This is a genomic window from Sulfurimonas sp., assembly GCF_028714975.1.
Taxonomy (GTDB): domain Bacteria; phylum Campylobacterota; class Campylobacteria; order Campylobacterales; family Sulfurimonadaceae; genus Sulfurimonas.
On sequence record NZ_JAQTLH010000002.1, the window covers coordinates 15,386 to 38,993 of the forward strand.

Annotated in this window: 23 protein-coding genes and 6 tRNA genes; 23 read left to right on the forward strand and 6 right to left on the reverse strand. The window is 35.8% G+C overall.

Annotated elements, in window-relative coordinates; genetic code table 11:
* Positions 1–9 precede the first annotated feature (9 nt).
* Genes gatA through ileS form a run of 3 tightly spaced genes read right to left on the reverse strand, consistent with a single transcriptional unit; the run spans position 10 to position 4,227 of the window.
* Positions 10–1,353 carry an Asp-tRNA(Asn)/Glu-tRNA(Gln) amidotransferase subunit GatA gene (gene gatA / locus PHQ93_RS01920; protein WP_299940168.1) on the reverse strand — a complete coding sequence of 448 codons (1,344 nt, stop codon included), beginning with the start codon at positions 1,351–1,353 and terminating at the stop codon, positions 10–12.
* Positions 1,353–1,475 carry a hypothetical protein gene (locus tag PHQ93_RS01925; protein ID WP_299940171.1) on the reverse strand — a complete coding sequence of 41 codons (123 nt, stop codon included), beginning with the start codon at positions 1,473–1,475 and terminating at the stop codon, positions 1,353–1,355. The genes gatA and PHQ93_RS01925 overlap by 1 nt, the downstream gene beginning before the upstream one ends.
* Positions 1,468–4,227, reverse strand: coding sequence for an isoleucine--tRNA ligase (gene ileS, locus PHQ93_RS01930; protein ID WP_299940174.1), 2,760 nt, complete (start codon positions 4,225–4,227; stop codon positions 1,468–1,470). The genes PHQ93_RS01925 and ileS overlap by 8 nt, the downstream gene beginning before the upstream one ends.
* Positions 4,228–4,361: 134 nt before the next feature.
* On the opposite strand from ileS, the gene PHQ93_RS01935 reads away from it, so the two are divergent.
* The 7 genes from PHQ93_RS01935 (at position 4,362) to PHQ93_RS01965 (ending at position 6,201) form a co-directional block, all read left to right on the forward strand.
* Entirely contained in the window at positions 4,362–5,450 is a 1,089-nt protein-coding gene (locus PHQ93_RS01935; protein WP_299940177.1) for a CinA family protein, read from the forward strand.
* A 73-nt stretch (positions 5,451–5,523) separates the two neighbouring features.
* A tRNA-Lys gene (locus PHQ93_RS01940) sits at positions 5,524–5,599 on the forward strand.
* A 13-nt stretch (positions 5,600–5,612) separates the two neighbouring features.
* A tRNA-Asp gene (locus tag PHQ93_RS01945) sits at positions 5,613–5,689 on the forward strand.
* 20 nt (positions 5,690–5,709) lie between these two features.
* Positions 5,710–5,785: transfer RNA gene (locus tag PHQ93_RS01950), tRNA-Val, on the forward strand.
* A gap of 33 nt (positions 5,786–5,818) precedes the next feature.
* A tRNA-Glu gene (locus tag PHQ93_RS01955) sits at positions 5,819–5,894 on the forward strand.
* 26 nt (positions 5,895–5,920) lie between these two features.
* Positions 5,921–5,996 (forward strand) — tRNA-Val (locus PHQ93_RS01960).
* Positions 5,997–6,124: 128 nt separating this feature from the next.
* Positions 6,125–6,201: transfer RNA gene (locus PHQ93_RS01965), tRNA-Asp, on the forward strand.
* A 122-nt stretch (positions 6,202–6,323) separates the two neighbouring features.
* Here the strand turns inward: PHQ93_RS01965 and PHQ93_RS01970 are convergent.
* On the reverse strand, positions 6,324–7,436 hold the full coding sequence (locus PHQ93_RS01970; RefSeq protein WP_299940179.1) for an FtsW/RodA/SpoVE family cell cycle protein: 1,113 nt from the start codon (positions 7,434–7,436) through the stop codon (positions 6,324–6,326).
* 49 nt (positions 7,437–7,485) lie between these two features.
* Between PHQ93_RS01970 and PHQ93_RS01975 the strand changes: the two genes are divergently transcribed.
* From PHQ93_RS01975 to PHQ93_RS02015, 9 genes are all read left to right on the forward strand, one after another.
* Entirely contained in the window at positions 7,486–8,457 is a 972-nt protein-coding gene (locus PHQ93_RS01975; RefSeq protein ID WP_299940182.1) for an RluA family pseudouridine synthase, read from the forward strand.
* Positions 8,405–9,787, forward strand: a complete 1,383-nt coding sequence (locus PHQ93_RS01980) for a hypothetical protein (RefSeq protein ID WP_299940184.1) — start codon at positions 8,405–8,407, stop codon at positions 9,785–9,787. Before PHQ93_RS01975 ends, PHQ93_RS01980 begins: the two co-directional genes overlap by 53 nt.
* 11 nt (positions 9,788–9,798) lie before the next feature.
* Positions 9,799–10,971 (forward strand): tRNA (guanosine(46)-N7)-methyltransferase TrmB, encoded by a 1,173-nt coding sequence (gene trmB, locus PHQ93_RS01985; protein ID WP_299940187.1) that lies wholly within the window; start codon positions 9,799–9,801, stop codon positions 10,969–10,971.
* Complete coding sequence (locus tag PHQ93_RS01990; protein ID WP_299940189.1) at positions 10,964–11,635, forward strand: cell division ATP-binding protein FtsE; 672 nt, start codon at positions 10,964–10,966, stop codon at positions 11,633–11,635. Before trmB ends, PHQ93_RS01990 begins: the two co-directional genes overlap by 8 nt.
* Positions 11,622–12,434, forward strand: a complete 813-nt coding sequence (locus PHQ93_RS01995; RefSeq protein WP_299940191.1) for a cell division protein FtsX — start codon at positions 11,622–11,624, stop codon at positions 12,432–12,434. Before PHQ93_RS01990 ends, PHQ93_RS01995 begins: the two co-directional genes overlap by 14 nt.
* Positions 12,431–13,654: a peptidoglycan DD-metalloendopeptidase family protein gene (locus PHQ93_RS02000; protein ID WP_299940194.1), complete on the forward strand. Its 1,224-nt coding sequence runs from the start codon at positions 12,431–12,433 to the stop codon at positions 13,652–13,654. Before PHQ93_RS01995 ends, PHQ93_RS02000 begins: the two co-directional genes overlap by 4 nt.
* An 88-nt stretch (positions 13,655–13,742) precedes the next feature.
* Positions 13,743–14,162: a hypothetical protein gene (locus PHQ93_RS02005; RefSeq protein ID WP_299940197.1), complete on the forward strand. Its 420-nt coding sequence runs from the start codon at positions 13,743–13,745 to the stop codon at positions 14,160–14,162.
* Between the two features lie 40 nt (positions 14,163–14,202).
* Positions 14,203–15,675, forward strand: coding sequence for a threonine synthase (gene thrC / locus PHQ93_RS02010; protein ID WP_299940200.1), 1,473 nt, complete (start codon positions 14,203–14,205; stop codon positions 15,673–15,675).
* Positions 15,676–15,695: 20 nt separating this feature from the next.
* A complete protein-coding gene (locus tag PHQ93_RS02015; RefSeq protein ID WP_299940202.1) occupies positions 15,696–16,340 on the forward strand; it encodes a GNAT family N-acetyltransferase in 645 nt (214 codons plus the stop codon).
* On the opposite strand, the gene PHQ93_RS02020 is transcribed toward PHQ93_RS02015, so the two are convergent.
* Positions 16,337–17,095, reverse strand: a complete 759-nt coding sequence (locus PHQ93_RS02020; RefSeq protein ID WP_299940205.1) for a pyrroline-5-carboxylate reductase — start codon at positions 17,093–17,095, stop codon at positions 16,337–16,339. The genes PHQ93_RS02015 and PHQ93_RS02020 overlap by 4 nt on opposite strands.
* 156 nt (positions 17,096–17,251) lie before the next feature.
* Here PHQ93_RS02020 and PHQ93_RS02025 point away from each other — a divergent pair, with 156 nt between their 5' ends.
* From PHQ93_RS02025 to PHQ93_RS02045, 5 genes are all read left to right on the forward strand, one after another.
* The gene (locus PHQ93_RS02025; protein WP_299940208.1) at positions 17,252–17,605 is read left to right on the forward strand and encodes a hypothetical protein; all 354 of its coding nucleotides are present in this window, start codon (positions 17,252–17,254) and stop codon (positions 17,603–17,605) included.
* Positions 17,606–17,986: 381 nt separating this feature from the next.
* On the forward strand, positions 17,987–19,219 hold the full coding sequence (locus PHQ93_RS02030; protein WP_299940211.1) for a glutamate-5-semialdehyde dehydrogenase: 1,233 nt from the start codon (positions 17,987–17,989) through the stop codon (positions 19,217–19,219).
* Between the two features lie 83 nt (positions 19,220–19,302).
* A complete protein-coding gene (locus tag PHQ93_RS02035; protein WP_299940214.1) occupies positions 19,303–19,644 on the forward strand; it encodes a hypothetical protein in 342 nt (113 codons plus the stop codon).
* A 7-nt stretch (positions 19,645–19,651) separates the two neighbouring features.
* Entirely contained in the window at positions 19,652–20,887 is a 1,236-nt protein-coding gene (locus PHQ93_RS02040; protein ID WP_299940216.1) for a hypothetical protein, read from the forward strand.
* A 12-nt stretch (positions 20,888–20,899) separates the two neighbouring features.
* On the forward strand, positions 20,900–21,202 hold the full coding sequence (locus tag PHQ93_RS02045) for an iron-sulfur cluster assembly protein (RefSeq protein ID WP_299940219.1): 303 nt from the start codon (positions 20,900–20,902) through the stop codon (positions 21,200–21,202).
* Here PHQ93_RS02045 and PHQ93_RS02050 read toward each other — a convergent pair.
* Positions 21,199–22,218 (reverse strand): hybrid sensor histidine kinase/response regulator, encoded by a 1,020-nt coding sequence (locus PHQ93_RS02050; RefSeq protein WP_299940222.1) that lies wholly within the window; start codon positions 22,216–22,218, stop codon positions 21,199–21,201. The genes PHQ93_RS02045 and PHQ93_RS02050 overlap by 4 nt on opposite strands.
* A gap of 86 nt (positions 22,219–22,304) precedes the next feature.
* Between PHQ93_RS02050 and rsmH the strand changes: the two genes are divergently transcribed.
* Together rsmH and PHQ93_RS02060 are read left to right on the forward strand one after the other, a co-directional pair.
* On the forward strand, positions 22,305–23,237 hold the full coding sequence (gene rsmH / locus PHQ93_RS02055; protein ID WP_299940224.1) for a 16S rRNA (cytosine(1402)-N(4))-methyltransferase RsmH: 933 nt from the start codon (positions 22,305–22,307) through the stop codon (positions 23,235–23,237).
* Positions 23,230–23,598: a hypothetical protein gene (locus tag PHQ93_RS02060; protein WP_299940227.1), complete on the forward strand. Its 369-nt coding sequence runs from the start codon at positions 23,230–23,232 to the stop codon at positions 23,596–23,598. Before rsmH ends, PHQ93_RS02060 begins: the two co-directional genes overlap by 8 nt.
* Positions 23,599–23,608 lie beyond the last annotated feature (10 nt).

A 23,608-nucleotide genomic window follows, 5' to 3' on the forward strand; every position in this document is an offset into this window, starting at 1 on the left:
AGTATCCGTCTATTTTTGATAATTGATAGCTCTCTCCAAACTAAGCGCTCCGTCAAAAAGTGTCTGCTCTTCGTACGCATTTGCTATTAACTGAAGTCCTATCGGCATACCTTCAGAGCTTTTTGAAACAGGTACAGAGATAGCAGGAAGTCCGGCAAGGTTTACGCTGATGGTGTAGAGGTCGCTTAAGTACATCTCCATCGGAGTTGATAGTTCTCCAAATTTGTTTGCGGTTGTCGGTGCAACTGGAGATAGTATCAAGTCTACATTTTCAAATATTTTTGAGTATTGGTCTTTAATGATGTGTCTAGTTTTTTGCGCTTTTACATAGTAAGCTTCATAGTATCCGCTTGAGAGTACAAAATTTCCAAGTAAAATACGGCGTTTTACTTCATCACCGAAACCTTGACTTCTTGTTTGAATGAAAGTGTCGTTTAGGTCTTTACCCGTAACTCTGTTTCCATAGCGTATGCCGTCATATCTTGCCAAGTTTGTCGTAGCTTCGGCAGTTGCCGTTATGTAGTAAGCCGAGATATCATACTTTGCGTCCATTAACTCAGCTTCTACTATCTCATGTCCGGCACTCTTTAGCGCATCTACTGCCAGTTCGTAAGCTTTTTTTACGTCTTCGCTTGCATTTTCTATATGCTTTGGAAGTACGGCAATTTTGAGTTTTCTTGAAGCGTCTAGTTTGTCGCTTACCTTGTCATCTCTGGCAGCACTTGTTGAATCTTTGTGGTCGTGTCCGCTGATAATGTCATACAAAATTGCCGCATCTTCTACGGTTTGCGTCATCGGTCCAATTTGGTCAAGTGATGAAGCGTAAGCTCCCAAACCGTAACGGCTAACTCTACCGTAAGTCGGTTTCATTCCGACAATTCCGCAAAAAGAAGCGGGCTGACGGATACTTCCGCCCGTGTCGCTCCCAAGTGCAGCAATGGCAAGACCAGCCGCAACTGCCGCCGCACTTCCGCCTGAACTTCCACCCGGAACGCAATCTTTGTTGTGGGGATTTAGAGTTTTGCCGTAAAAGCTTGACTCAGTCGTACTTCCCATAGCAAATTCGTCCATATTTGTTCTGCCAAACGGGCTGAGTCCGCTAGCTAACATTTTTTCTATAACAGTAGCATTGTAGGGAGCTATATAGCCTTGAAGTATGTTTGAAGCAGATGTTACCGACCAATCTTTTACCTGAATATTATCTTTTATAGCGATAGGCACACCCTCACCCATATTGTTAACATCTATATAAGCGTTTAAATCCGCGTTTGCTTCTATTTTTGCTTTTAACTCATTTTTAAAGTTTGCTAATTCATCTTTTGATAATTTTAATGCTTCTTTTAATGTAATCACTAGATTTCCTTTTGTTTTTTTACTGCTTTTACTGAAACTATTCCAACGGCAATGATGATAAATATCACAGCTACGGTAACTGCGATAAATGTAAAAGATACAGGTTCGGCAAAATTAGGCATCTAATACCTTTGAACATCTCTGGCAAGTTGACTCTTCATCTGCTGATTGGTACTTCCAACATCTTGGACATTTTGCGTCAGTTGCTTTTTGGATTACAAAAATGTCTCCATCAACCTCAAATTTTCCAAGTTCTTCAACTACATCCGCATGAGATATGCCTGAAACTACAAACCAATCTTCAGCGGCGGTTTTATCCATTTTAGCTATTTTGTCAGACTCCGTAATTATAACAAGCTCTAAAGTATTTTTTATAATTTTCTCTTTTTTAAGTCCGTCAACTATTTCAAAAAACTTCTCTCTTGCACTGTTCATATACGCAGCATCAAAAGTTGACTCAACCGACTCTATGCTCTCATGTACAAAGTCAAAAATATCTTCTCTCTCGCCTTTGATGATTGTAGGGAGATGCTCTACAATCTCATCTGCCGTGTATGTCAAAATCGGAGCGATTAGAGTCAGAAGCGATTTTGTCATAATAGCCATTGCGCTCTGGCTTGAGTTTCTTCTTTGGTCGTTTATCGCGTCACAGTAGAGGCTGTCTTTTGTGATGTCGATGTAGATACCGCTTAGTTCGTTTACTATAAAGTTGTTTAACATACTCATACCGTTAACGAAGTTGTAGTTGCTAAATGATTTATAAACATTGTCAAATACGGTTTTTGCTTCGCTAAGTATCCATTTGTCAAGCTCACCCATCTCATTGTAAGGAGTGATGGCTTTTAGGTCGTTTATATTTGCTAACATAATTCTAAAAGTGTTTCTTAGTTTACGGTAGTTTTCGGCACTCTGTTTTAGAATGTTTTGAGAGATTTTAAGATCTCCTTGATAGTCGCTTGACGCAACCCAAAGACGAAGAATTTCACTGCCGTACTCTTTTAAAACTGCATCAGGTGCGACGACATTGCCCTTTGACTTAGACATTTTCTCACCCTTTTCATCAACCGTGAAACCGTGAGTAAGAACCATTTTGTACGGTGCTTTGTGTTCAACTGCTGCACTTAAAAACATAGAAGACTGAAACCATCCGCGGTGCTGATCGCTTCCTTCAAGATATAAGTCTGCTTGATACTCTCCTGCATCATAATTGCGAGATTTTAAAACGCTATACCAAGTTGAACCGCTGTCAAACCACACATCAAGTATGTCCGTTACTTTTTCAAGCTCATCGGCTTTATATCCAGACCCTGGATACAAAAGCTCTTCTGTTGACATTGAGTACCACGCATCACTTCCGTGCATCTCAAAAATCATAGCGACAAAATTTAAGACTTTCTCATCAAGCAGAACTTCGCCGGTTGCTTTTACTCTGAAAAATGCTATCGGAACCCCCCAGTCTCTTTGTCTTGAGATACACCAGTCAGGGCGGTTTTCAACCATAGAACGAAGTCTGTTTTTACCGCTCTCTGGAAAGAAGAGAGTTTTTTCAACTTCACTAAGGGCTATCTCTCTTAGTGTTTTATCTTCACCTTTTGGAGTTCCGTCAACTGAGATAAACCACTGTTTTGTCGCTCTAAATATAAGAGGAGTGTGGCTTCTCCAACAGTGTGGATAGGAGTGTGTAAATTTACTTACTTTTAGTACGCTCTCACCCATCATCTCGATTAACTCATCGTTAGATTTAAAGATGTGGCGACCGACAAAGTTCTCACCGTTTGGAATTAGTCCTAAACCTACAACGCTCTCATCAAAGCATCCTGTTTCATCTACCGGCATAATAACTTCCAAATCATAAACAAGTCCGATACGGTAGTCATCCTCACCGTGCCCAGGAGCCGTATGTACACATCCGGTTCCGCTGTCCATAAGAACATGCTCTCCCAAAACGATGCGGGAAGTTCTGCCGTTTAGCGGGTTTAGGGCTAAAAGATTTTCAAACTCTTTAGCGTGAAAACTCTTTACGATCTCTCCGCTTAAAATATTTTGCTCTTTTAAAGAGTCCAAAAGCTCTTTTGCAACGATATATCCTGTTGTGGTAAGCACATACTCTTCATTTGGATTGATGGATATTCCCGTATTTGCAGGAATCGTCCAAGGTGTCGTTGTCCAGATAACAAGAGCCGCTCTATCCGTTATAGCGAGTTTTAATTTTGCATCATCGCTTAGTTCAAAAGCTACAAAAATAGAGTGTGACTCTTTATTTTCATACTCTACTTCTGCTTCGGCAAGAGCGGTTCTCTCAGCCCATGACCAAAATACGGGTTTGCTTCTCTCGATTAGAAGTCCCTTTTTAGCGACATTGCAAAGCGTACGGTAGATGTTTGCTTCAAAGTTAAAGTCCATAGTAACATAAGGATTTTCCCAATCGGCTACAATACCCAGCTTTTTAAACTCATCTCTTTGGATATCTACAAATTCAGCTGCATGAGCACGGCAAAGCTCTCTGATTTTTGCCGTCTCAAGCAGTTCTTTTTTCTGCTTTCCGCCGAGTTTCTTCTCAACTTGTTGTTCAATCGGCAGACCGTGGCAGTCCCAGCCCGGAGTAAAACGGACGGATTTACCGCTAAAATAGTTATGTTTTATAATGATATCTTTTAAAATTTTATTTAAGGCATGTCCGATGTGCGTGTGACCGTTTGCGTATGGAGGACCGTCATGAAGCGTAAAACTAGGCGCGCCTTTGCGATTACTCTTCATCTTCTCATATATTTTTTTCTCATCCCAAGAAGAGTATCGCTTAGGTTCGTTGTTTATGAGATTGCCTCTCATTTCAAATTTTGTAGTAGGTAAAAGCAGCGTGTCTTTGTAATCCATATGTATCCCAAATTGTATAAAATTTTTGCATTATATCCCTTAAGGGTTTAAAAGCTACTTTAAGGGCACATCTAAAAATCCTTAAATAGTGTTATAATAAGCAAAAATTATTTTTATTAAAGGCTATTTAGGATATGAAACTTCATCTTTTATTGATTGGCAATAAATTTATATATAACTCTCCTTTAAGAGAGTATGTAATAAGAAAAATTGAGCAAAAAACCGATTTTATAGATTCTATAACTTTCTTTAAAGAGAGTGACAATTCGTTGTTTTTATATTTAGAAAAAGAGCTTCATTTATCAAACAAGCATATTATAGTAACTACAAAACAGCACTTCTCTACCATAGGAAAACTAATCTGTACGGTTACAAGTGATAACCAAATCTTAAAAGATGATATGCTTATACCATCAAACAGCTCAGTATTTGAGAATAGAAGTTATCTTTTAGAGTATAAAGATTCCATCACAAATGTTTTACATGTAGATGAGATGGAGATGTTCCCTGAAATATTGCTAAGTTTTGAAGACTCTAAAGCTACACTGCACCTTTTTGAAGAGGATAGAGAGAGTGCAGTTGCCATGCTTACTCCGATTGCACAAATGTATGATGTAAAACTTGATATCGTAAATCTTGTCGATGGATGGTTAAGAGTTGACATAAGAAGCAAAAAGTATGGAAACATATCTAAGTTTATAACATCTACAAAGCAGCTATTGCCGAAAAAAATTATAGCAGCGTCAAATGTGGTAAGTTATATTATAGACAGATTATCTACATATAATAAAAAAATTGCTTTTGCAGAGAGCTGCACAGGTGGGCTTTTAACTTACTATTTTACAAGAAATAACGGTTCTTCAAAAATACTGGAGGGTTCGTTGGTAACTTACTCAAATACTCTAAAAGAGAATTGGCTTGGAGTAAATGCTGCTACGATTGAGAAGTACGGTGCGGTAAGCAGTGAAGTTGTTCAAGAAATGAGCGAGGGCGCTATGAATGTCAGCAGTGCGGATTATGCCATATCTATCAGCGGAGTTGCAGGCGAGGGCGGAGGAACTGAACATAAACCGGTAGGCACTGTTTACATAGGGGTAAGAAGTAAGAATGAGCATAAGGAAATTCGTTTAAATCTTAACGGAGATAGAAATTATATTCAACATCAAAGTGTACTTTTTGCCGTTAAAATGCTGCTTTTGATGGATAAAGAGATGTTTTTATAAATTTGTCCTATTTTGTCTTGACAATTAAAACCTATTTGCCTATAATTTCGTCCTCTAAACAAATAGAGGGTATGTCTTGTTAGCTCAGCCGGTAGAGCATCTCACTTTTAATGAGGTGGCCGATGGTTCGAATCCATCACAGGACACCAGTTTTTTATATGCGCGGTGGTAGTTCAGTTGGTTAGAATACCTGCCTGTCACGCAGGGGGTCGCGGGTTCGAGTCCCGTCCACCGCGCCACTTTTAGTTGATTTAAAAATGGGCGTTTAGCTCAGTTGGTAGAGCGCTACCCTTACAAGGTAGATGTCACAAGTTCGAGTCTTGTAATGCCCACCATTTTTTTGTCAAAACCTTTTGTTTAATGAAAGTGACCCTTTCGTCTAGTGGCCAAGGACACTATCACTTCATGGTAGGGACAGAGGTTCAAATCCTTTAGGGGTCGCCATAAATTGGTGTTATAAATGTAAAAATGGGCGTTTAGCTCAGTTGGTAGAGCGCTACCCTTACAAGGTAGATGTCACAAGTTCGAGTCTTGTAATGCCCACCATTTTTGTTTTATATGCACAAAGCTTTTGACTCACATACTTAAAGTATGCTTCGCCAAAACCTTAGCACATCTAAAATCAAAAACAAGTTTTTTGATAAATATTTCAATTAACAACTTCTTTTATATGCGCGGTGGTAGTTCAGTTGGTTAGAATACCTGCCTGTCACGCAGGGGGTCGCGGGTTCGAGTCCCGTCCACCGCGCCACTACATTTTTTAAATCCATAAAACATCCATTTTTTAAATCTTAAAAATCTTTTTTATAATTATTGTGCATTTTCTATTATTTTCTGCCTTTCTCTCGCATTTATGCGAGTAGCTTTAGGGGGTTATAAAAAGCTTTTTGTTCCTCGTCCGTCATACATATCTTTATATCTAAAAGTTATTAGGTTTTGCATAATGGCAAAAAGAATCATAAAGTTAATAAAACTGCTTCCCCCGTAACTAAACATGGGCAGCGGAACTCCAACGACGGGGGCGTATCCTATGGTCATAGAGACATTTACGCCCATATAGATAAAAATCATAAAGGATATTGAAATAGTTACGACTTTTATATAGTAATCATCGTTATAAATACTTAAGCTCATAAGGTGCAAAATAAGCATAATATATACGAATATGATTCCAAAAGCTCCTAAAAATCCGGTTCTCTCAACAAGAAAAGCAAAAATAAAATCACTCGTGGCGATAGGAAGAAATCTCATTTGTGTTTGTGTCGCATCCTCTTTTGATTTGCCTGTAAATCCGCCTGAACCGATTGCAATTATTGACTGTTGAACATGATAAGAGGGTTTTTCGCTAATAAAATCTTGAATTCTTGTTCTTTGATAATCGTGGAGTAAAAATTCATATGCTATCGGAGAAAAGAGTAAAACCGAACCGATAATGACTGCCCATATTTTCCAGTAAACACCGATAAAAAAAAGTACCCCGAAACCGATAAGAAGAAGAACTACCGCCGTACCTAAATCAGGCTCTTTTGCTATTAAAATAAACGGTAAGAGTATATAAAAACTGATTTTAAGAAACTCTTTTATTCTATAACCTTGCATTGGCGGAGGGCTTTTATTTATCAGGTATGCAAGCATTAAAATAAGAGCCGGTTTTACAAATTCCGAGGGTTGAATCGTGGCGTTTATAAAAGGGATATCTATCCATCTTTGTGCGCCTAATCTGGCATGACCAAAAAATTCAACTGCAAAAAGCAGTGCTACGCTTGTCCAGTAAATAAACGGAATAAGCCAGTTCATTCTTCGAATCGGGAGTAAAAAAATGGCTAAAAAAGTTAAAGCCGCAACTCCTACATAAGCTAGCTGTTTTTGAGCCAAGGCAGGTACAGCCTCGCTTATGAGCCAATTTGATGTAAGAACGAGAGGAATGATTAAAATAATAGAAAGGAAATCAAATTGTGCTAAAATACGTTTATCAATTCTCCACAAATTTGAAACTCCCTAAAAATTTAGAAATTGTATCATAAAGGTTAGAAATATGAATAAGATAGAAAGTTATATTTGTGATGATGCCCAGCGTCTTGATACATTTTTAGCAACACAAATCGGGCAAAGCCGCTCACAGATTGCACAACTGATTAAAAAAGAGTGTGTATATGTTGATGGAAAAATAGTTTCTCGCAGCGGAGTTAAACTAAAAGAGAACCAGATAGTCAAAGTCGAATTTCCTCCTGCAGAGACAAAACCGGCACTTGATATTGAATTTAACGTTGAGATACTTTATGAAGATGATGATGTTTTGGTCATAAATAAGCCAAGCGGACTTACGGTTCATCCTGCTCCAAGTGTAAAAGAGGCGACTCTGGTTGATTGGTTAAAGCACAAGGGAATCAGACTCTCTACTATAAGCGGTGAAGAGAGACACGGGATTGTTCATAGACTAGATAAAGGTACAAGCGGTAGTATGATAATAGCAAAAAACAATGAAGCGCATGAGTTTTTGTCTACACAGCTTCAAGATAAAAGCATGGGAAGATACTATTTGGCAGTTGTAAACCCGCCTCTTAAAGATGATTTGACGCAGATAGAATGTCCGATTGCCAGAAGTACGCATAATAGGCTTAAAATGGCATGTTTAGAACACGGCAAATATGCTAAGACGCTCTTTAAAACATTGGCATCGTCAAATGATGAGAAAAATCAGCTTTTAGCTTGTAAACTTTTTACAGGAAGAACACATCAAATCCGTGTTCATTTGGAGAGTATAAATCGTCATATCATCGGTGATCATATTTATGCCCAAAACCCTAAACTTGAGAATGCGGAACGAATTTTGCTACATGCGTACATGATATATTTTATTCATCCGACGAGTAAAGAGAAACTCTCGTTTGTGGCACTTCCCGATAGACAAATGATGGATTATTTAGATAAAAAATTTGATATGGAGCAGATAAATGAAGTTATTGACCCTAGTTACATTGTGCACGGCTTCGCTACTAATTCTTAGTGGCTGTAGTGTAAAACCGACACCGAAAAAAGATTCGACTATTGATGCATCGCTGCCTACCGTAGTTCTTACCAGAAACGGAACTATTGCAGATATGAATTCAATAGCTCTTGAATGGGAGCCTATAGACGATAAAAGAGTAGAGGGAGTTTATATCTATAAGGTTGAGCTAGATAAGAAAAACAGCGGTACAGACGAGTATTACGATACTGTAATCAGCCGTTTCTCTACTCACTATTTAGATACAAAAATAGAACCCGGTACAAGATACGGTTACTATTTTAAAACATATAGTGCTAGCGCTGAATCAAAAAAGAGTCAAATGACTACAATAACTTCACTTGCGCCTATGGAATCAGTATCGTGGATTCACGGTGCTCAGAATATGCCAAAAAGTGCAAAAATAATATGGCGTCCGCATATAAATGAAAAAGTAAAAGCATATGTACTTCAAAGAAGAACTTTGCAAGAGAGCGAGTGGGGCGATATTGCAACGGTTAACGGTAGACTTAACGCAGAATATATTGATAAAAATTTAAAAGATAATTTTACATATAAATATCGTGTTCGTGCATTAACATATGACGGTATGCTCTCAAAACCGAGTCAAGAAGTTACCGTTGTAACAAAAGAGTTGCCTGTTGAAGTAACACAGATATCGGCTTCAACAAATTTACCAAAAATGATAAAAGTTAACTGGCAGAGCGTTGAAGCCAAAGATTTTTTACTGTATAGAGTATATAGATCTCATAGTATTGACAGCGGATATGAAATGGTTGCCGATACGACAAAAAATTCATATGTAGATACTATTGATGAAGACGGCAAAGAGTATTTTTATAGAGTAAGCGTTTTTGATAAAGATAAATTAGAGAGTGTCAATAAAAATTATTCAGCACTCGGCAGAACATTGGTAAAACCGATTTCTCCTTCACTCAGTGAAGCAAGATTTGCTGATGGCAGAGTAAAACTCTCTTGGACTAACTCTGATCCTAGAGCAAAAAGTTATATAGTTCAAAAAGAGTATAAAAAAGGCTTCTTTGAGACAAAAATAGAAGATTTTGAAAATTTAACCTCTCTTGAATTTAGCGATTCAAACGTTGTTGCAGGAGGGACTTACTACTATAAGATATTTTCTGTTGATTCAAACGGTATAAAATCAAAACCGAGTGCAGAAGCTCTTATAAAAATAGAAGAGGGTGCAGCAGTTAAAAAGACGGCGCCTGTTAAAACAGAAAGAAGATTACAGCAATCTGTTCCCGCTCCTGCTACAGAGGTAGTTGATGAACCGGCAGTAAATGTAATTGTTCCGATAAAAGATTTTAATTAAAACGAGAATGAATGCCACACCTACACATAGCAGAGTTTAAAGAGATAGAGTTTCCATCACAAAATGATGGAGTCTCGTTTAATTTTATAGCGGAAAATGTAAACCAAAAGGAAGAGAAATTAATTTCCGTTACTGTTGATGAAGATGAGTTTTTTTTGTTGGTTAAAGATGAAGAGGGAAAAAAGCTGCTCAAAAGTGATAAGCTCACAAGACCTGCTTCCATCTACAATGTTCATAAAGCGCTTTTGTCGTATGCAAAAGCGTCCGATATGACTATACTCTCATCTAATGTCGTACAAAATCAAAAAAATATTCATCTTCAAGAAGTTAAAGCACTCAAAGACATAAATTATTTTGCAACAAACTTTCCTAAAGATAGAGAAGTTAGAATTGAAGTAGGTTTCGGTTCCGGAAGACATCTGCTTCATCAAGCATTAAACAATCCTGACATCCTTTTTATAGGTATAGAGATTCACTTTCCATCAATTGAGCAGGTTTTAAAACAGATAACTATTCAAAATCTTGATAATTTGCTTATTTTAAACTATGATGCAAGGCTTTTTATGGAGCTTGTCCCATCAAATATAGTTGGAAAAGTTTATGTTCATTTTCCGGTTCCATGGGATAAAAAACCGCATAGAAGAGTAATATCTACTACATTTTTAGAAGAAGCTAAACGAATTTTAAAAGTCGGCGGAACGCTGGAGCTTAGAACAGATAGCGAGAACTATTATGCTTACTCTTATGAGACATTTATAGCTTTTAATAAAACTACGCTTCACATCAACAAAAACAAAGATATTGCCGTTACAAGCAAGTATGAAGATAGATGGAAAAAAATGGAGAAAAATATTTATGATTTGACTATGATAAATGATGAAGAGTCTCCTGCGTTAAATTTAGACGGAGATTTTTCTTTTTTAGAAGTTAAACGCTCCAATGAGGAACTCTTAAAGCTTTATAAAGAGATAAAAAGATTTGATGGCGGATTTGTTAATTTTGAGAGAGCCTACACTTTAAAAGACGGGATTATGTTTCGTATGTCTATGGGCAGTTTTGATAGACCTGAGCACCTTTATGTCATCGTAAAGAGAGATAATATATTTTATTATCCTGCCTTACCGCTAAAATCAAAAAGCAATCTTAGTGCACATCAACTCTTAAGCAGGGCTCTTTATGAATAAGGTTATAATTGCTAAAGAGCTCTCTTTATCGTATTCAAACAATGAAACTATTATAAATAAGGCAAATTTTTCCATAAGTTCAGGCAGTTTTGTATTTATTACAGGAGCAAGCGGAAGCGGAAAATCAACACTTTTAAAATCTCTTTTTGGAGCATTAAAGCCTAAGCAGGGTTCTCTTGTAGTCGGCGGTGTGGAACTTAACGGTGTTTCGCGTTCAAAACTAAATTTATTAAGAAGACATATCGGAATCGTTTTTCAAGATTATAAACTCATAAAAGAGTGGACGATTGATAAAAACATTATGCTCCCGCTTCTTATTAACGGATATGTAAAGAGCGTTGCAAACGCTCAAGTGGATAAACTTTTAAAACACGTAAGATTAAATCATCAGTCCGGTAAATATCCGCTTGAACTCAGCGGCGGGGAGCAGCAAAGAGTGGCAATGGCTAGAGCCCTTTCCCATAATCCTATCTTAATTTTGGCAGACGAACCTACAGGTAATCTTGATGACTACTCATCGCAACTTATTTGGAATTTGCTTGAGGGTGCCAATAGTCAGTTAAAAACTACGGTTATAGTAGTAACGCATCATATTCCAAAAACTATAACTACGGATTATAAGCATTTTCATATTGAGTATGGGAGCATTAATGAAATCCGTTAAAAATCATCTCTCTCTTGTAATTGCGCTTTTGAGCATAATATTTTCAATGCAAGTCTTTCTTATAGTTGATCGTTCAATTGAAGCGTATAAGGTAAATCTTGCGAGCAGTTATTCTATTATAGCAGTTAGTAAAAAACAGATAAATAGCACTGATATTTTAAAGATAAATAAAATAATTTCACATGTACAAGAGTTATCGCCCGATTCTGTTATAAAAAGATTAAGCAGTGATATGAAAAATACAAATGTAGAGCTTTTAAAACTTACTTTACCGAAATTTTATAAGCTTACTCTTGCATATTATCCGACTCCGCAAGAAATTAAAGAGTTAAAAAGCAATTTATTTGAGAATAATTCAATAACAAAAGTAGAGGATTTTTCTCATACGCATGACACGACATATAAACTTCTGCTTTTATTTAAAAATGTTGTTTCGCTTTTTGCTCTTGTTGTAGTAGTGGTTACTGTTTTACTTATATTTAAAGAGCTTAGAATTTGGCAATACAAGCATAACGAGAGAATGACAATTATGGGACTTTTCGGTGCAGCCTTGTGGCTTCGTTCGGCAGTACTATTTAGACTTGCAATCGTTGATGCGCTTGTTGCAAGTTTTTTGGCTTTTGGAACCTTTTTATACCTCTCATTGCATCCTTGGGTAAAGGAACAGTTCGACAGCATAGGAATCAATATAGTTATCTTTAATCCTGTAGATGATTTTTTAGCAATTCTTGGAGTTGCTATATCTATCTCAATTATTTTAGCAACTCTAATAGTTTTAGGACATAAAGAAGAGGCATGAGTCGTTTACTGATAATATTTATATTGGCAAATTTTATTTTAGAAGCTAAAACAAGCGTTGATACTAAAATAGAAAAAACAAGTTCTGAGATTAGTTCTATCTCTAAAAGTCATGAAGATATAAATAAAAAAATGGATGAAACGGCAAAGGCAATTATATTTCAAGAAGAAGAGATCCAAAAACAACAAGGATATCTTAAAAAGTTAAAAGATGAACTTCAAGATAAAGAGAGTAGTTATGAAGAGAATGCTAAGGAGTTAAAAGGGCTAAAGAGTTCTCAAGATAAACTCAAATCAGATGGAAGCAAATTAGAAGAAGAGTTGGTTTTTACGATAGCTCAAAGTGTCTCTTTATCCATAATACTCGAAGCGGAGTATAGTGCTAACGAGGAGTCGCTTATCGAGTATGAAGTTCTTGAACTTATGCTCAAAGATGCCAAAAGTAAAATAAAAGGGTTAAATGAAAGTTTTCATAATAACTCTAAAAATATAGATATCCTAAATCAACAAGTAAGCTCCCTAGAAGTTGCGATAACAACTATCGATACAAAAAGAAAAGAGATTACCAAAACCCAAGAGGCAAACAAAGAGTCACTAAAAAATTTAAAAATTGCAAAAGATTCATATAAAAAAGAGCTTCAGGATATTTTAGGCAAGCAAGATTTGTTAAAGAAAACTTTGGCACAGTTAAATATTATTAAGGTAGACGAGATTAATAAAGCCAAGGAAGAGTCCGAAAGAGCACAAGCTTTTAGTGCTAAAGATAAAGTTTCAGACGACAATTTGCCTAAAGTAAAATCTGTCGGAAGCAGTTATCAAGCCGTAAAAACAAAAGAGTATAGCGGTGAAAAAACAATAGCACCGTTTGAGTCATATAAGATTACAAAAGCATACGGCAATTATACCGACCCGATTTACGGTATAAAAGTTTTTAATGAATCAATATCTTTAAAACCTACCGAAAAGGATGCAAAAGTAAAAACAGTCTTTAACGGTAAAGTAATATATGCCGATAAAACTCCGGTGTTGGATAATATAGTAATTGTCGAGCATGATGACGGTTTGCATACGATTTATGCAAATTTATCTCAAATTGCGCCTGATATAAGCAAGGGTAAAAGGGTAAAAAAAGGGTATACGATAGGTCGTGTCAATGATGAGTTAATCTTTGAAGTTACACAAAAATCTTTTCATATAAATCCTGTTAGATTGTTTCAGTAAATTTATTTTATTTTTTGAACTGTTTTAAAATTATTTTCGTTATAATTTATTCAAGGTTTGTCACAACTTGATTATCAAGGAAAAAACTATGGATACCAAAAGAGATTTTGATAATAATAGAAATAATTTGATGTATTATAATCAGATGCTCAGGGAGAGCGAAATCAAAAAAAATTCTAAGAGAAGGCACGATATCGCTTCAACTTCTTTTAGCTCCCAAGAAGTTGAGTTTAGTAACTATCTTTTAGCACCAAACGGCTATGAAGGCATTTTTTACACTATCTATTTTTTAACGATACCTTATGCCGTGGGTACCGTATTTCTGTTTTTCTTTATAGCCGATGCCAGTTACGGTAATTTTAAACTTTTAGATATGAGTTCATTTTTGATTGTCTGGTTAATGGGATATGAAATTGTTGCGACTTTACTGTTAATAGCCATTTTTTTATCATTTTTAAGACATGACGATAAATCTAAAAAAAAGCATAGACATCATAATCACCGTTAATTTTTGATATAATTTCAAAAAATTTTTTAGGTATGTAAAAATGAACTTTATTCAAACTCGCGGATGCGATAAAAACAAGCCCCAAAGCGTTACATTTTCAGAAGCTATTCTAAGTCCGATTGCCTCTTTTGGCGGTCTTTATATACCGGAGAGTTTACCGGTATTGGGTGAGGAGTTTTTAAACAAACATTTAAACTCTTCATATAAAGAGCTGGCTTCGGATATGTTAGGTCGTTTTGAGATTGATATTGAAAAAGGCGTAATAGATGAAGCGCTTGCTCTCTATGACAAGTTTGACAACCCATCAAATCCGGTACCTGTTGTAAAAGTAAAAGAGAATCTTTATGTAAGTGAACTCTATCACGGACCAACTCGCGCATTTAAAGATATGGCGCTTCAACCTTTTGGTGTTGTACTCTCTTCAATCGCACAAAAAAGAAACGAACACTATCTTATTTTAGCTGCAACAAGCGGTGATACCGGTCCGGCTGCGCTTGAGACTTTTAAAAATCGTGCGAATGTTCAAGTGGCATGTCTCTATCCCGATGGCGGAACAAGCGATGTTCAAAGACTTCAGATGGTTACGGAAGATGCAAAAAACTTAAAAGTTATCGGTATAAACGGTGTTTTTGATGATGCTCAAAATGCGCTAAAAAGACTTTTAGCTTCAAATGAATTTAAATCAGCATTAAAAGAAAAAAATATACTGCTCTCAGCTGCAAACTCTGTAAATTTTGGACGAATTATTTTTCAGATTATCTATCATATTCATAGTTATTTAGAGCTTGTTCGTCAAGATGCGGTAGCTATGGGAGAAAAAGTTTACTTAAATGTTCCAAGTGGTAATTTCGGAAATGCTCTTGGTGCTTACTATGCTTGGAAAATGGGACTGCCGGTTGAAAAAATTATTATTTCGTCAAATGAGAATAATGTTTTAACAAAGCTTATAAAAACTGGAAAATATGATTTAAGGGATTCTCATGTTGTGAGTACAACTTCGCCGGCAATGGATATTTTAAAATCCTCAAATGTCGAGAGAGTTCTTTATGATATGTTCGGGTATGAGAGAACTAGAGAGCTGATGGAGAGTTTAGAGAGTAAAAACTTTTATGAACTGAGTGCAGATGAGTTGGCACAACTTCAAAATAGTTTTGATGCTGATTTTTGTAACGGTGATGAGGGCAAAAAATATATTAAAGATACATTTTACAGCCACGGTTATTTGATGGATCCGCATACTGCTACATGTATGAAATCTTATGAAACTTGTTCAGATTCAGCGATAAAAACTATCGCATATTCGACTGCTGAGTGGACAAAATTTTCTCCTGTAATTGCAAATGCGTTAACAGGCGAAGTTGATGCACAGGATATAAAAGCTTTGGTTGCTATATCTAAAGAAGCGAAACTTGAAATCCCTGCTATGATAAAAGAGCTATTTTCTAAAGAGATAGTTCAAAAAAGTGTTATAGAAAAAGAAGATATAGAAAAAGAGATATTGAAGTTTTTATAAAAACTAGAGCTTATTTTTATATGCAACTTTCAATAGAGACTCTTTGTAAAAAAAATAGAGATGGTTTTGATGAGTTTTATGCCATTTATTCCATCTCTTTTCCTCTGAGTGAGCAGAAATCAAAAGAAGAACTTTTGAAAATGTTACATTCTCCTTGCTACACGATTTTTATCTCAAAAAACAATAATAAAACTACCGGCTTTTGTATCATTTTTCACTCTTTGCAGACTTCATTTTACCTTTTAGAGTATATGGCAGTCGATACAACCAAAAGAAGTTCAGGTATAGGTTCAAAGCTCTTTTCTTATGCCACTAGCCAAATATTTAGTAAAAACGGTATTAAACCTTTGCTTATTGAGATAGACTCATCTGAAGAAAAAAGTGATGAACATGCAATAAGAGAAAAAAGAGAGCAATTTTATAAAAAACTAGGATGCAGAAAAATTAACCCGTTTGATTATATTTTAGCAATAAAAAATGACAAAACAGCACCGCCTATGAAACTTTTAGTGTACCATACCAAGATGCAAAATGTTTTAAAACCGCAACTTCAAGAGTGGTTGGAAGATATCTATACGCTTGTTTACGGATGCGCTAGAGATGATGAACGCATAGATAAAATGCTTTATCATCTACCGCAAACTTTAAATTTTGAAGCTTATTAAAGTTCAGTCGCTCTTTTATAAGCTTTTTCGATAGCATTTATACATGAAGCTCTGACACTTCCATTCTCAAGAGCTCCATATCCCGCAGCGGTTGTTCCTCCGGGGCTCATTACGGCATCTTTTAGAAGTGCAGGGTGAATATCTTGTATAAGTTCGCCAAAGCCGCCAAAAAGACCGCGCATAGTCGCCATTGCATCGGCTCTTTTCATTCCTTGCTTAACAGCCCCGTCAGCCAGTGCCTCGGCGATAAGCGCTAAGTAGGCAGGCCCGCTTCCGGCAAGCGCCGTTGCGATATCAAGCTCTTTTTCGCTGCTCAGCCAAAGTGTCGTGCCTATTGTTCCCAGCAGCTCCTCTGCTTCACTCTTAAACGCCTCATCTCCGGTAAGCGTAGTCATAGATCTGCCCACACTTGCGGCCAAGTTTGGCATACATCTAACAACCGCATGCGGGTTTAGATACTGTTTTAATTTTTGCACCGCCGTTCCCGCAAGGACAGAGTAAATAACTCCTGCTCTTCCTTTTATTTTAGCGGCAACATCTTCAACATTTGCAGGCTTAACGCACAAAATAACTGCTTTACCTTCAATATTAAATCCATCTAATAGTGCTTTTTCTACTCTAGCGCCGAGTTCGTTTTCAAATTTATTAAGCTGTTCAAAACTTCTACCTACAACTTCGATTTTATAACTATTTTTTAAACCCTTAGCTATGCTAAGCGCCATATTTCCGTTTCCGATAAAAGTGATAGTTTTCATAAAGTACCTTAATTTTTTTTATGATAGTATAACATTTAACTGCCAACTTTTAGTGATTTAGGCATTGACTATACCTTTTTTTTAAAAACTCTAAACTCATCTTTCATTTTTTATATAATTAGATTTTTGGTAAACTATCGGTCTTAAAGGGTTAAAATGAGATACATTATAGATATGATAGATGATATGCGTGAGAATATACATAACTCCGAAGACTATACACTTTTGGCTATGCTTTTAAAAGAAGACGATTCAAAAAACTTTCAAAATGCAGGTGAAAAAGTTATTACATCTTTATACATTGACCATGACGCTAGAGAGTTACGACTAGGGTTTTTAGATGAAAATGTTACGACAAAAAATTTACTTAATTCGGTAAACTCTTTAGAAATGCAAGCTATGATGTATGAAGTAGTGCTAAAAATCTCAAATGAGCATACTCTTATGCCTATTATTGGGTTTGGTGAAAATCATGAACAAAAACAGTATATTTTTTTTGTGACGACCTGATTTGTATCAATTATACTTAAATATAATAGTTCTATTAAATTGTTCCAAAGCTGCCCAAAAATACACATAGCAAATTTTACTCTTTCTCAAGAGCTTCTAGAGCTTTTTTAGATTGAGACTTCTGCCACCCAGCCGAGTCATTATTATACGAACTCTGTTGAATATTAGAACAACCATTAACAATTAGCGTAAACAAAATAATCGTGCTGATATATATAATTTTCATATAGAACCTTACAAAAAGAGAGTTTTATGGACTATTTTACAATTAAAGTATATAAATCTCTATAAAATTTGATTGAGATAAGGTTTAAAATATATGACTGCCACTTTGTGGTAGTATAACATCATCAAAATAAATATTAATATATAGGGTAAAAAATGGAACAATTTTTAGCGGAGGCAAAGCATTCAAGCAGGGTTATGGGTACTATAAGCGGAGCAGAGAAAAATAGAATTTTAAGAGAGATGGCTAACTCTCTAAGAGCAAACAGTATGGATTTGCTTGAAGCCAATGCTCTTGATATGTTAGATGCAGATAAAAACTCTCTAAGCTCGGCTCTAAAAGATAGATTGCTTTTAGATGAGAAACGTATTAACGCTATGGCTGTGGCGGTTGAGGAGATAGCGGCACTTAAAGAGCCTGTCGGGCGCGTACTTGATGGTTGGGTGACGGAAGACGGGCTAAAAATCGAAAAAGTATCTATTCCTATCGGCGTTATAGGTATTATTTATGAATCTCGACCGAATGTTACAAGCGATACTGCCGCACTCTGTTTTAAAAGTTCAAATGTCTGTGTTTTAAAGGGGGGAAAAGAGGCTGAAAATTCAAATAGAGCCATAGCAAAAATACTCCAAAGTGTTTTAGAAAAAAACAATCTGCCAAAATCTTTAATCTCTCTAATTCCCGACTCTTCAAGAGAGGGAGTCGCAAAACTAATCAAGATGGATAAATATGTTGACTTGATTATTCCTCGCGGCGGAGAGGGGCTTATAAAGTATGTATGTGACAATGCAACGGTGAGTGTCGTTAAGCACGATAAAGGGCAGTGCCATACTTACATAGATAAAGACGCGAAACTTGATGATGCGATTAAAATTGCCATAAATGCAAAAGTGCAAAGACCGGGTGTTTGTAATGCAATGGAGACACTTTTGGTTGATAGCGCAATAGCAAAAAATGCACTCCCTCTTTTAAAAGCGGAATTTGATAAAGCACATACGGAGTTAAAAGGATGCATAAATACTCAAGCGATAATTGATGTAACGCTTGCTACCGAGAAGGATTATGACACCGAGTATCTGGCAAATATTTTAAATATAAGAGTAGTTGAGGGCGTAGAGGGCGCAATAGAGCATATAGTTAGATTTGGTTCGGGTCACTCAGAAGCGATTATTACCCAAAATATAACTTCGGCAGAGATGTTCTTAAATGCGATTGATGCGGCAGCCGTTTATGTAAATGCTTCAACTCGTTTTACCGACGGCGGAGCTTTTGGTTTCGGTGCAGAGGTCGGAATAAGCACAAATAAACTTCATGCCCGCGGACCGATGGGAATAGAGGGTTTGACTACTTATAAGTTTAAAATCTACGGAAGCGGACAAATTAGATAAAATAAGATGATTGTTGATACAAATCAACATCATCAATCTCTATATTAAATATAATTTAGTTACATAAATTAAAAGGAGTTTAAATGTCACTTATCCCTGTAGAGGCATCTAAGATAGATGTTGCCGGTGCAACCGTTGATTTTTTTAAATTAGAAAAAGATGGGCAAAGTACTTATTACTTTGACACGTCAAAATGCGGACCGCCGGAGCCAATGGTAAATGCGGTAAGCGGTTTAAAACTTATAAAGGGAACAGACGATAAACTGGTTATGATTAACCATAAAACTCCCGGTGGATTGTTTGCTAAATTGCAAGATGATATCTCGTATGAGATACAAGAGACACAAGAAGGCTTGGTAAAAGTAATTTTTTCAAGTAATAATTCTTCGTCTGCAGATACAAATCTTCAAAATATTAAACATTAGTAATTAAATGTTCTCTATTTCGCAAGATTTTGCACCACCGTTTAAACTCATCTCCCCATATTTTATCGCGGGGAGCATATTTTACTTCTTATCGGTTCTTTTTCTATTCTCTTTTTCCGTAGAAAATATCTCTGTATTAGATCAAAAGACACTAAGTTTTGTTCATCTCTTTTTACTTGGTTTTGTAATGATGACGATTTTTGGTGCGATGGCACAGTTGGTACCGGTTGTTTTAGAAGTAGGGCATTTCGGTGTTGAACTGTTTTATGCGATTTGGCCGCTTCTTGCCGTCGGAACAATGCTGATGGTATTAGGATTTTATAGCTATCCGATGCTGCTTCCCTTTGGCGGAGTAGTTGTTTTGATTGCTATGATGATATTTGTCATGGAGATATTTTTAACTATAAAAAAGGTTAAAAAGCTAAACCTTGTGATGAGCAGTATGCTTAGTGCAAATATATTTCTATTTTTTGGAATTATTTTTGGTCTTGTTATGGCACTCGGATATGCAGGGATGATAGATATAAATATAAATTCTTTGCTAAGAAGTCATGTCTTTTTGGTTATTGTCGGATATATAACAGTCACAATTATGGGGCTATCCGTTGTTTTGCTTCCTATGTTTGGACTCTCTCACGGTTTTTCTATGAAGCCCTTAGAGAGAGCTTTAAAGATTGTTTCTTTGGCGGTTTTACTGGTGGTACTTTCATCATTTATCGAGTTTAAACCTTTAGAGTATACCGGTTATATACTCGCTTCAGTCGGACTTTTTATATATTTTTATTTTATAAAAATCATATATAAAACAAGAGCTAGAAAAGAGATAGATATTTATGCAAAATCTCTTATTTTTTCATATTTTTCTTTGATAGCTTCACTGATTTTAGGACTTATGTATTTAGTTGTCGGTTATGAACCGCTGCTTTTAACTTCTGCTTGGATGATGTTTTTTGGCTTTTTCTCTTTTATTATAACTGGACATATTTATAAAATCATTCCGTTTCTTGTCTGGTTTGAGAGATTCTCCCCGCTTGTCGGAAAGCAAAAAGTTCCAATGCTGGCAGATATGCTGCCAAAAAAAAGCTCATCGGCGCAGTTTCTTTTTTGTGCCGTCGGTACCGTGATTATAGCTATTGCTATATTGTTGCAAAATGATATTTTTATAAAAGCAGGTGCTTCATTTTTGCTTATGGGTGCCTTGGCTTTTGTAAGAAATGTTTTTTATATGATAAATTATAAATAAAGGAGTTATAAAATGTACACAAAAGAGGAGCTATTTTTAGCTATTTCGACTGTAATAGACCCTGAGGTTGGTTTTAATCTTGTAGAGATGGGACTTATCTATGATGCATCATGTGATGATGAAGGAAATGCGTATGTAAAAATGACGCTTTCAACAAAAGCATGCCCTATGCATCAGCTGATTCAACAGTGGGTAAAAGAGGCTGTGAAAAAGATGGCAGGAATCAAGGAAGTAACAATTGATTTGGTATGGGAGCCGGAGTGGAATATCACCATGGCTGATGAGCATGTTAAAAAAGCACTAAACAGAGCTTAGCTCTTAGCTTGATACTCTTTTATTGCTTCACAAACTTGAGTTAGAGATCTTTTATATTTTTTCAAGTTGTTTATATACTCCATATCCGCAGGGTGGGCAATACTATCTTTTAAGTCAATAGCAATTTGGTGTAGGTTATCTGCACCGATATTTGCTGTTACTCCTGATATGTCTAGTAACATTTTATCTGCGCCGATACTATCTCCGCTATTTATCAGATCTTTAAGTCTATCTGCAGAGTCGGAGTATTTTGATATAAAATCATTTAGTATTTCAAGGTAAAAACTTTTATCATCTCCGCATATCTCCAATCCTTTATTGCTGTTAAATTCTGCAGTGATGTGAGACTCCATAGAATTATTTTTAACTTCATCCCCGCTTGTATAGATGTAAATAATATCGTAAAGATTATCCATCTTTAGGGGTTTTTCAAGATGTCCTTCCATTCCTGCATTTAACATATTTCTAATATCATCCGATGCCGTATCTCCGCTAAGAGCAACTACCGGTATATGGTCATACTTTGGATTTTTCCGAATAATTTTTGTAGCCTCAAAACCATCAATTATGGGCATATGGGCATCCATCAGTATTACTGAAAAATTAACATCTTTTTCTAAAATGTCTAATGCTTCTTGACCGTCATTTGCAATAGTTATATTTATACCGGAGTCTGATAGTAGAGAAGTTATTACTTTTTGATTTATTATATTATCTTCGGCAATTAAAATTTTTACATTTTTAAATGCTGTAAAATCATCTTTTGAGATTTTACCGTGAGGAAGAAGTTTGCGTTTTTTTCTATCTATTGTTTTGGTGATACTTACTTCTTCTAAAGGTTTAATCTCCTCTTTTACTTCTAATCTTTTATATTCAACTTTTTCAACAGTTTGAGCCTTGGATTCTTGTTTATCGCGAAACTCGATAAATTTCTTATTTTGTAATATTTTAAAAATAATATACAACACAATTAGAGTCAGAGCAACAGTTCCACCGATTAATTCTAAATAATTCATTTGTGTATCCTCTCATTTTTTTCTTTATCATACACTAATAAAAATTAAATTAATGTATAATATAATAAAAATATTATAGGCTTTGTATGCAAGATATTCCACATATTCCAGTTCTTTATAGGGAAGTTTTAGAAATTTTCAGTGATATAAAAAGCGGAGTTATTATCGACTGTACTATGGGATATGGCGGACACTCTTCGATGGTTCTTGAGGCAAATCCGTATATAAAACTAATTGCAATAGACCAAGATCAGAGTGCAATAGATTTTTCCACCAAAAGACTTGAACCTTATAAAGATAGAGTAGTTATTAAAAAAGGTCGTTTTTCGTCAGTGATTAAAGATATGTTAAAAGAGTATGACATTAAAGAGATTAAAGGTATTTTAGCCGATATCGGTGTTTCATCTCTTCAGCTTGATCAAAAAGATAGAGGCTTTTCTTTCTCAAGCGATAACCTTGATATGAGAATGGATAAAGAGGCTGCTCTTAGTGCGGCAACTGTAGTAAATGAGTATAGCACGCAGGAGTTAGAGAGAATACTTTTAGAATACGGCGAACTTAGAAACTATAAAAAAATAGCATCTTTTATCGTAAATAACCGCCCTTTTTCTTCCGCAAAAGAGTTAAGCGAAGCTACAAAACATTTGATGCCGATTGGTAAAAAAATTCATCCTTCAACACTTCTTATGCAGGCAATCAGGATAGAGGTAAATAATGAGCTTGGCGAGTTAGAGTCACTTTTAGATACAATAGAAGAGGCGAAGTTTCCAAATGCAAAAGTGGCTATTATCTCTTTTCATTCGTTAGAAGATAGAATCGTAAAAGATAGATTTAACAAGTGGAGAGAGAGCTGTATATGTCCGCAGGAGGCTATGAGATGTATATGCGGGGGTAATCATTCATACGGCAGAGTTTTAACAAAAAAACCTATAACGGCAAAAGAGGATGAGTTGAAACAAAATCCAAGAAGCAGAAGTGCTAAGATGAGAGTGTTTGAAACGGATAGCGGTAATGAGTGAAAAAATAGAGCTGTCGGAAAAGGTAAATATAACAATTACGAGTGAAAAAACAGAGTTGCTAAGTGAAGTTGATTTAATAATTACGAGTGAAAAAACAGAGCTGCTTAACGAAGTAAATTTAGTTTTAAACCCAAAAGAGAGTTTAGATTTAAATTATCTTATATATATTTTGCTTAGTATCATTTTTGTTTTGGTTGTGTTATTTCCAAAGATATATATTCAGCAGCAAATCTATTTTATGAGTAGAGATGTATCAAGATTAAAAGGGGAGTATGATACGCTAAAAGAGGAAAACAGGCTTATAAGAAGTTCGGTTGAATCTATACGATTTAAAAACCAAGTACTTGATACGCTTTTTTAAAAAGGATATT

Bases quoted from the DNA above. Each gene is read 5' to 3' on its own strand.
- PHQ93_RS01925 (WP_299940171.1), bottom strand. From the start codon at position 1,475: ATGCCTAATTTTGCCGAACCTGTATCTTTTACATTTATCGCAGTTACC.
- ileS (WP_299940174.1), bottom strand. From the start codon at position 4,227: ATGGATTACAAAGACACGCTGCTTTTACCTACTACAAAATTTGAAATG.
- PHQ93_RS01935 (WP_299940177.1), top strand. From the start codon at position 4,362: ATGAAACTTCATCTTTTATTGATTGGCAATAAATTTATATATAACTCT.
- PHQ93_RS01975 (WP_299940182.1), top strand. From the start codon at position 7,486: ATGAATAAGATAGAAAGTTATATTTGTGATGATGCCCAGCGTCTTGAT.
- PHQ93_RS01980 (WP_299940184.1), top strand. From the start codon at position 8,405: ATGAAGTTATTGACCCTAGTTACATTGTGCACGGCTTCGCTACTAATT.
- trmB (WP_299940187.1), top strand. From the start codon at position 9,799: ATGCCACACCTACACATAGCAGAGTTTAAAGAGATAGAGTTTCCATCA.
- PHQ93_RS01990 (WP_299940189.1), top strand. From the start codon at position 10,964: ATGAATAAGGTTATAATTGCTAAAGAGCTCTCTTTATCGTATTCAAAC.
- PHQ93_RS01995 (WP_299940191.1), top strand. From the start codon at position 11,622: ATGAAATCCGTTAAAAATCATCTCTCTCTTGTAATTGCGCTTTTGAGC.
- PHQ93_RS02000 (WP_299940194.1), top strand. From the start codon at position 12,431: ATGAGTCGTTTACTGATAATATTTATATTGGCAAATTTTATTTTAGAA.
- PHQ93_RS02005 (WP_299940197.1), top strand. From the start codon at position 13,743: ATGGATACCAAAAGAGATTTTGATAATAATAGAAATAATTTGATGTAT.
- thrC (WP_299940200.1), top strand. From the start codon at position 14,203: ATGAACTTTATTCAAACTCGCGGATGCGATAAAAACAAGCCCCAAAGC.
- PHQ93_RS02015 (WP_299940202.1), top strand. From the start codon at position 15,696: ATGCAACTTTCAATAGAGACTCTTTGTAAAAAAAATAGAGATGGTTTT.
- PHQ93_RS02020 (WP_299940205.1), bottom strand. From the start codon at position 17,095: ATGAAAACTATCACTTTTATCGGAAACGGAAATATGGCGCTTAGCATA.
- PHQ93_RS02025 (WP_299940208.1), top strand. From the start codon at position 17,252: ATGAGATACATTATAGATATGATAGATGATATGCGTGAGAATATACAT.
- PHQ93_RS02030 (WP_299940211.1), top strand. From the start codon at position 17,987: ATGGAACAATTTTTAGCGGAGGCAAAGCATTCAAGCAGGGTTATGGGT.
- PHQ93_RS02035 (WP_299940214.1), top strand. From the start codon at position 19,303: ATGTCACTTATCCCTGTAGAGGCATCTAAGATAGATGTTGCCGGTGCA.
- PHQ93_RS02040 (WP_299940216.1), top strand. From the start codon at position 19,652: ATGTTCTCTATTTCGCAAGATTTTGCACCACCGTTTAAACTCATCTCC.
- PHQ93_RS02045 (WP_299940219.1), top strand. From the start codon at position 20,900: ATGTACACAAAAGAGGAGCTATTTTTAGCTATTTCGACTGTAATAGAC.
- PHQ93_RS02050 (WP_299940222.1), bottom strand. From the start codon at position 22,218: ATGAATTATTTAGAATTAATCGGTGGAACTGTTGCTCTGACTCTAATT.
- rsmH (WP_299940224.1), top strand. From the start codon at position 22,305: ATGCAAGATATTCCACATATTCCAGTTCTTTATAGGGAAGTTTTAGAA.
- PHQ93_RS02060 (WP_299940227.1), top strand. From the start codon at position 23,230: ATGAGTGAAAAAATAGAGCTGTCGGAAAAGGTAAATATAACAATTACG.